This window comes from Mariniflexile sp., from assembly GCF_052728615.1.
This window is the reverse complement of record NZ_JBFVFE010000100.1, coordinates 1-7,925: the sequence shown is the minus strand read 5'-3', so window position 1 is coordinate 7,925 and position 7,925 is coordinate 1. Positions and strand designations below refer to the sequence as shown.

The 7,925-nt window shown below is 36.2% G+C and carries 8 protein-coding genes; 3 read left to right on the top strand and 5 right to left on the bottom strand.

Translation table 11 applies throughout. From position 1 onward, the window contains the following. The first annotated feature begins 176 nt into the window (after window positions 1–176). The 3 genes from ACU1LP_RS19080 to ACU1LP_RS19070 all read left to right on the top strand — a co-directional run bounded on the left by ACU1LP_RS19080 (window position 177) and on the right by ACU1LP_RS19070 (window position 3,208). Complete coding sequence (locus tag ACU1LP_RS19080; RefSeq protein ID WP_445730813.1) at window positions 177–638, top strand: helix-turn-helix domain-containing protein; 462 nt, start codon at window positions 177–179, stop codon at window positions 636–638. A 140-nt stretch (window positions 639–778) separates the two neighbouring features. Further along, a complete protein-coding gene (locus ACU1LP_RS19075; protein WP_445730814.1) occupies window positions 779–2,224 on the top strand; it encodes a dicarboxylate/amino acid:cation symporter in 1,446 nt (481 codons plus the stop codon). A gap of 165 nt (window positions 2,225–2,389) precedes the next feature. Next, window positions 2,390–3,208, top strand: a complete 819-nt coding sequence (locus tag ACU1LP_RS19070) for a sulfurtransferase (protein WP_445734156.1) — start codon at window positions 2,390–2,392, stop codon at window positions 3,206–3,208. A gap of 24 nt (window positions 3,209–3,232) precedes the next feature. Here the strand turns inward: ACU1LP_RS19070 and ACU1LP_RS19065 are convergent, their stop codons facing one another. The 5 genes from ACU1LP_RS19065 to ACU1LP_RS19045 all read right to left on the bottom strand — a co-directional run bounded on the left by ACU1LP_RS19065 (window position 3,233) and on the right by ACU1LP_RS19045 (window position 7,843). Next, the gene (locus tag ACU1LP_RS19065) at window positions 3,233–3,649 is read right to left on the bottom strand and encodes a thiol-disulfide oxidoreductase DCC family protein (protein ID WP_445734155.1); all 417 of its coding nucleotides are present in this window, start codon (window positions 3,647–3,649) and stop codon (window positions 3,233–3,235) included. Continuing rightward, window positions 3,646–5,811, bottom strand: a complete 2,166-nt coding sequence (locus ACU1LP_RS19060) for an endonuclease MutS2 (protein WP_445734154.1) — start codon at window positions 5,809–5,811, stop codon at window positions 3,646–3,648. Before ACU1LP_RS19060 ends, ACU1LP_RS19065 begins: the two co-directional genes overlap by 4 nt. 197 nt (window positions 5,812–6,008) lie before the next feature. After that, the gene (locus ACU1LP_RS19055) at window positions 6,009–6,590 is read right to left on the bottom strand and encodes a tRNA-(ms[2]io[6]A)-hydroxylase (RefSeq protein WP_445730818.1); all 582 of its coding nucleotides are present in this window, start codon (window positions 6,588–6,590) and stop codon (window positions 6,009–6,011) included. Between the two features lie 327 nt (window positions 6,591–6,917). Continuing rightward, on the bottom strand, window positions 6,918–7,508 hold the full coding sequence (locus tag ACU1LP_RS19050) for a 3-keto-disaccharide hydrolase (RefSeq protein ID WP_445734158.1): 591 nt from the start codon (window positions 7,506–7,508) through the stop codon (window positions 6,918–6,920). Next, window positions 7,484–7,843: a hypothetical protein gene (locus tag ACU1LP_RS19045; protein WP_445734153.1), complete on the bottom strand. Its 360-nt coding sequence runs from the start codon at window positions 7,841–7,843 to the stop codon at window positions 7,484–7,486. The genes ACU1LP_RS19050 and ACU1LP_RS19045 overlap by 25 nt, the downstream gene beginning before the upstream one ends. Window positions 7,844–7,925: the final 82 nt, after the last annotated feature.

Genomic DNA, 7,925 nt, shown 5'->3' with positions numbered 1-7,925 from the left:
TCATTATTGAAGATAAAAAAGAGAACGGAATTTTAAATTTTAGATACTTCAAATTTGACACCCCACCTGTGAGGTCTCCGTAACGGACAAACAGTAATATACTAAAAGCATGCTGTTTATATTTTCAATCTAGAATTTTGTCATATACCATATTAAAAACATTAAAGCATCTAGTCATGATTCAAACAGAAAAAGAATATAACGTTATTGTAGAGCGCATTGAAACGCTTTTGCAAAACACCAACAACATCGAGAATACAGAAGCTAAAGAGTATATTGAGTTAAATCTGTTATCAGACCTTGTTGCCGATTATGAAGAAAGCACCTATCCAGTTAAAAAACCAGCTCTTCCCGAGGTTGTAAAAATGCGTATGGCTGAAATGGGATTGAACCAAAAACGTTTATCCGAACTTTTAGGAGTTAGCACATCAAGAATAAGCGAGTACTTAACTGGTAAAAGTGAACCAACCTTAAAAGTAGCAAGGGAAATAAGTATCAAGTTGGGTATTGATGCTTCTATTGTGTTGGAGTTTAGTAAAACATCCGCTTCTTCTCTGCGAAACTTCGTGTATTTCTCTGTGTATCTTTGTGCTACAACTAATTCACAAAGTTGTTCAAAGTTTGCCCTAAACCTTTAAAATAGAATCCATAAAAACAATTCTTCAAACAAAATTTAAAATACTTATCTTGTTCAACAAATTTAATAATTAACTAAAAACAGTTCCTCTCCAAGCCTGTGCTGAGCGCGCAGAGGAATTAGAGAGGTTAGGAGAGGCTTATGAAAAAACTAGCACTACATTGGAAAATATTAATAGGCATGACGCTCGGTATTATTTGGGCATTACTGTCAAGTTCATTAGGTTGGAGTGCGTTTACCATAAATTGGATAGATCCTTTCGGGACTATTTTCATCAATCTGCTTAAACTTATTGCGGTGCCTTTGGTGCTGTTTTCCATCATTGGTGGCGTGGCTAATATTGGGGACCCAAAAAGCCTAGGTAGAATGGGAGGGAAAACCCTGTTTTTTTACCTGATTACAACCATTTTGGCCATTTCTTTGGGCTTGCTTTTGGTAAATGTTGTTAAACCGGGTAAGTTAATAGATGAACAGAGTAGAATTGATAATCGCATTAGCTACGAAATTTGGGCAGCTTCCCAAGGTCATGAGGTTAAGGATGGCATTAACTATTTAAAAGACCCCAAGTTTTTTGAACGGGCGCAAGAGATTTCAGAATTAACGAAAGCGGAATTAAAGGAAGCTTCGGTTTCAGATAAAATTGAAAAAGCAACCAAACAAAAACAAGTATCTCCGCTACAGCCTTTGGTAGATATTGTGCCCGAAAACTTTTTCTTTTCACTTTCAAATAATGGGTTAATGCTGCAAATCATCTTTTTTGCCTTGTTTTTTGGGGTGTGTTTGCTGTTCATTCCTAATGAAAAATCACAACCCGTTTTAACCTTGGTTGACGGCATTAATGAAGTGTTTTTAAAAATGGTTGACTTGGTAATGCAAGCAGCACCATTTTTTGTCTTCGCCTTATTGGCAGGTGTTGTGGGTAAAATGGCGGGAGACGACATTGGTAAAGTCATCGAAATTTTTAAAGGGTTGAGTTGGTATTCTCTAACCGTTTTAACGGGCTTGTTGCTCATGATTTTTGTGGTGTATCCAACTATTTTAAAACTATTCGTTAAGAAAATACCGTATTTAGGCTTTTTTAAAGCGATGGGGCCCGCACAAACCTTGGCGTTTTCAACTTCCAGTAGCGCTGCCACACTTCCTGTTACCATGGAATGTGTGGAACAAAATCTGGGTGTCGATAAAAAAGTAAGCAGTTTTGTGTTGCCTATTGGTGCCACGGTCAATATGGACGGCACCAGTTTATATCAAGCGGTGGCGGTTATTTTCTTGGCACAAATGCACATGATAGATTTAACTATTGGCCAGCAATTAACCGTTGTTATCACCACAACATTGGCATCCATTGGTTCTGCAGCAGTGCCAAGTGCGGGCTTGGTGATGCTCATCGTCGTGCTGAATTCAGTGGGATTAAATCCTGTTTGGATTGCTATTATTTTTCCTGTGGATAGAATCTTGGATATGTTTAGAACCGTAGTAAATGTTACAGGTGATGCTACGGTTTGCTCCATTATTGCCGATGGTGAAAATATGATGAACTACAATGAGGACAAAGACCCCACCGAGACTTTCGATTTAGATTCTTAACTGAACCGTTATGAGCTGTAGAAGGAAGTTATTTTTAAAACAGACTGAAAGTCTGTTAAATTCGTGAAAATAAAAAAAACTTTTACATATAGATTTGTGTAAATTTGTGCCATTAGCACCAAAAATTTTTATAGTAACTTTCAGACCGATAAAACCGTTTTTTTTATGGCTAAAATCACAATTTCCCAACCCCTAGTTTCCGTTTCGTGGCTTCGAGAACATTTAGAAGCCGAAAATTTAATTGTTTTGGATGGCACCATCAATAAGGTTTTTGATGCAAGTCAGTCCCAAATACCCAACGCACGATTATTCGATATAAAAAACAAGTTTAGCGATACCACAGCACCGTTTCCATCAACATTTCCTTCACAAGAGCAATTTCAAAAATCCGCAAGGGAATTAGGAATTAATAAAGACAGTGCCATTGTGGTTTATGATGATAAAGGTATTTATTCGAGTGCCCGCGTCTGGTGGTTGTTCAAGGCTTTTGGGTATAATAATGTGGCGGTTTTAGATGGTGGATTTCCTGGATGGAAAAAAGCAGGTTTTGCAACAGAAGCAATAAAACCTTATACCGGTAAACCAGGTAATTTTGAAGCCACTTACAAACCGGAATTAATGAAGTTTTTTAATGATATGAAAAAGGCTTCAGAATCTAAAAGTCATACAATTATCGATGCACGTTCTGAAGCGCGGTTTAAAAGTTTAGAAGCAGAACCCAGAGCAGGATTGCGGATGGGAACGATTCCTAATTCGGTAAACTTGCCATTTGAAGATTTGTTAGATGATAATCAATTGCTCTCAAATGAAATGATAGAAACAAAATTTCAAAAGCTAGCCAAAAAAGAAGATCCCGTTATTTTTTCTTGTGGATCGGGTATTACCGCTTGTGTTTTAGCACTTGGAGCAACCATTTCTGGGTATGAAAATATCTCCGTTTACGATGGTTCTTGGACAGAATGGGGGAGTTTGGTTGAGAAATAACCCGTCATTGCAATGACGTGATATTTAATCCAAAAACTTACTTTTCAATTCAGGAGTAGGGATCATGCAAGCATCTTTTTTTCCATACCATTTATATCGGTTTTTAGCAATATAATCATAAACCCAGTTCCGAATAAACGGTGGAATAATAAAAAATACGGTCATTAAACTTTGGGGAAACCCTAAGTTGTAAGCGATTTTTAAAGCAGCTGTCGATTTATAATCAATGCCTTTTCCGGGCGTGTATAACAAAATGGAATCGACTTTATTGGTATCAATTTTATACGATTCAATGAGTTGTTGTCCATATTCGCTTTGCAGGGCAGAAAATAAAAACACATCCTTTTTATCATGCTTTATAACATATTGAACGGAGGTGTTACAAAGATTGCAAACACCGTCAAATAAAATAAGTTTTTTATGTTTTGGTAAGTCTATCATTTTTTTGCTTCAACCAATTCCAATTCTTCTAAACTCACATTTGTTGTAAATATGCCATAATTCACAATAGCCTTATTTTTTTCTATCTTGTCAATACTGCCAATGGCACGACCATCTTGCATTCTAACGCGGTCGCCAACTTTTAAAATCGATTTTGGCTTTGGAGCTTGAACAGCTTTTTTCTTCGCTTCTTTTTTCTTTTCGCGAATAACGGTAACCACTTTTTCTGCTTCTTGCTTAACCTGTTCTTCTTTGGCTTTTATCACCTTTTTCTCTTTTACAGTTACTTTTTTTCGTTTGGAGTTTTCAATTTGAACCAGTTTAAACAGCTCGTCCATCAACGCTTTCTTTTGTTTGTTGTCGAAATATTTTTCAGCCATATCATTTACTTTTTGACCCAAGTAAATCAATCGTTGGTTGCTATCGTATAATTCCTGATAGCTTTCAAGTTTCTTTTGGATTTTTGCATTGGTTTCCTCTAATTTATCGGCTTCTTGCCCTTTTTTCTTTTCGTTCAACTTTAAGGATTCGCCCGTTTTTTCAAGCTTTGAGCGTTCTTTTTGAAGTTTTGCAATGGTGGCATCAAAACGGACTTTACTGCGTTCAATCTTCTTTTTGGCCCGATTGATCAAACTAAACGGAATGCCATTTTTCTGTGCCACTTCAAAGGTAAAACTGCTACCGGCTTGTCCAATTACCAGTTTGTATAAAGGCTCCAAGGTTTTTTCATCAAACAACATATTGGCATTGAGCATATTAGGTAATTCGTTTGCCAATATTTTTAAGTTGGAATAATGCGTTGTAATGATGCCAAAAGCCTCCCGATGGTAAAATTCCTCTAAAAACGTTTCAGCTAAAGCACCACCCAATTCGGGATCGCTTCCTGTACCGAATTCATCAATTAAAAAAAGCGTGTTTTTATTGCATTTTTTTAAGAAATAATTCATCTGTTTTAAACGGTAGCTGTACGTACTTAAATGATTTTCAATAGACTGGTTATCGCCAATATCGGTTAAAATCCTATCGAACAAACAAACGGTGCTGCGTTCGTGTACCGGAATTAGCATACCACTTTGCAACATCACTTGCAATAAACCAACTGTTTTAAGAGTGATGCTTTTTCCACCAGCATTCGGGCCGGAAATAACAATAATTCTACTGTCTTGTTTTAATTCAATGGTCTGCGGAAATGTTTTTTCTTTCTTTTTTTCGTTATTCAAATATAAAAGCGGGTGGTAAGCATCGCACAAATACATGGTTTTCTCTTCCGAAATCTCAGGAAGAATCGCATTCATGGAACGGGCGTATTTTGATTTTGCGGAAATAACATCCATCGCGATTAAAAAGTCTTGGTAATTTTCTAGAAGCGGTAAAAACGGACGAATAAAATTGGTGAGTTCTTTTAAAACACGAACGGTTTCCTCATCTTCTTCATACTCCAAATTATTGAGTTCCCGCGAGTATTTTAAGGTTGCTTCGGGTTCCATATACACAATGCTTCCCGTTTTGCTATTGCCCATTATCGAGCCTTTAACCTTACGGCGGTACATGGCTTTTACGGCTAAAACACGTCGGTTCTCAACTACAGATTCTCGAATATCGTCCAAATATTCCAAACCATGATAGGTGTTTAAAGCAGAGACAAAACTTTGGTTTATCTGCCCTTTTACTTTGTTTATGCTTTGTCTTAAATCTAAAAGTAAAGGCGATGCATTATCTTTAATATCGCCAAAGCGATCTACAATCGTATCGACGCGTTCAATAATGACTTTGGTAACTTCTATGTGCGATCCAAATTCATAAAGGTTTGGGTAATACGTTTCAAATTTTTTTAAAAATGAAACAATGGCGTTGGTGGTTAATGAAATGGAAACAATTTTCTTTAAGCTATGGACATCTAAATAGGTGTTTTCAATACGTAGCAGTTTGATTTCCTTTTCAATAGAATCAAACCCGTGATTAGGAATGCGGTTATCATTCTGTAAAGACGATACATATTCGTTGGTTAATTGTAAATTATTGAGAAGGACTTCCTTACTGCCAAAAGGAACTATTTGTAATGCTTTTTCATTTCCTAACGATGTTACGCAATGTTCGCTAACTTGACGTAAAACGGTAGAAAATTCTAAATCCTGTAAGGTTTTTTCTTGAATGTGAATCATTCTAAAATTATGGGCTAAATGATAAATTAGGCAAAGTTAAACATTCTGTTTGAGATTAGATTGACAGTAGTTGTTAGAAGCGGGTGGAACCGTTAAAACCAATGTTCCTATTTTAATAGGTTTACCATGTAGTAAGAAGCTGAAACAATCCCAGTCATATAATAGTTTGATAAAATAACTAACTTTTGAAATAACTTTTATCCATGAATGGTTTCGTGTTTTCCGTAGCTTTTAATCACTTCACTTTCAAATTCCACGAGTTCTTTCCAGCGTTTTTCCACATCCACATCTTTACCATATTTTCTGGCGAAACCTATAAATGTGGTGTAATGACCCGCTTCACTGATCATTAATTCGTGGTAAAATTTAGAAAGTTCGGGATCATTTATTTCTTTTGAAAGGAGCTTAAAACGTTCGCAACTTCGGGCTTCAATCATAGCAGAAAACAACAGTCTGTCCACCATACATTGTACCCTGTTGCCGCCTTTATTCATAAACTTAAAAAGTTCGTTAACATAACTGTCTTTGCGTTCCCTACCTAGTTTGTAACCACGCTTTTTAATGATTTCGTGCACCATTTCGAAATGTTCCAATTCTTCTTTGGCAAGTGCCAATAAATCGGTTACCAAATCGGGATGTTCAGAATTCAATGTAATTATAGTGATGGCGTTTGTAGCTGCTTTTTGCTCGCACCAAGCATGATCGGTAAGTATTTCCTCAATATTCGATTCTACAATATGTACCCAACGAGGATCAGTTTCTAGCTTTAAATGGAGCATTTTTTTTAATTAAGAATTAAGAATGAGTTGTGTTTAATGTGTATATAATGGAAAGTTGCGTGTTTATGTAGGAGGACTTTCCGGAAGAAAAATCAGAAGCAAGCAAACAAAGCAACTAACATTGGTTAAGATAAAAATAGTAATTTTTTATATAATGCTTGTAAGTAGTGTTTGTTCCAGTTATTGTTTTGGACCTATTGAAGATCATACGAAACAAAAAGCACTAACATTTGATTAAGCACATACTACCGCATTCTTTTATACATCTTTAGTTAGCATATGTATTTTTAACGCCTTTAAGGATTTTATTAATGGAATTTTAATGATTTATAACTCTGGCATCTTATCAATCCGTTTAAGCCTGATGTCTTTATAGTATACTTCAGCTCCTTCCGATTGAAGCCCTATCTTCCCAGCCTTAAGAGGGCTATTATCGCTCGTTTTTTTTGAGTTAAATAACCTCATAACAACAGTACCATTGACCATGTGTATACTTGAATCTCCATAGCAGATTAAGTCAATGTCATTCCACTCTCCATACTTATTTTCTTTGTCAGGATACTTCATCACATACATTTTTGCCCAACTATCATTAAAACCGTCTACTGGTTCTACTAGTCGATCATCCTTATATAATTTAGCAGAAAAGTATGTCCGAAGCGCTGAATTTTCATCATATTGATAGAAAATACCATCCATAGGTTTGCTCGGAACATCGATTTCTAGGTCTCCTATTGCTATGTAATCTCCTATGTTTTCTTCTTGAATTTGCATTTCATGCGAATTCATCCAGGCATATGCAGATCCAGGTTCACCAAATCCATGATATAGCAAACCACTATCCCTGCCTTCCTTTTCTTTCGGTACGTGCTTGTCCTTGCCCCATTTAACTTTTAGTTTGAATGATAGTTGCCATATTCCTGCTCGGTAAACATCATTCCAAAAGCTGCCCCTGAGATGCGAATGGCACTACCATCCTCCAATTGGACTACATCAATGATATCCTGCGTAGGATTGTCCACGCCCAGTGTACTCCTCTCCTTGGTATTGGCATAACCAGCCAAAGGAGTATTGAAATAGGTGTGCCAGCCAGTTAAGTCTTTACCGTTCCAAATTGAAACCCATTCATCTTCGGCATCTGTCAATTCTGTTTTTTCGGATGAAGTTACTTTTGAGTTACTCGAATTTTTGCAACCGATAAATAAAATTGACACGAAAAAAATTAAAACTCCCCAAAATTTGATTTGTTTCATTTTTATGGTTATGTTTTAGAATAATGTGGAATAGTTAATTCTTTGTAATTTTCTTCAATTGATTTATATGTGTTCATTGCCT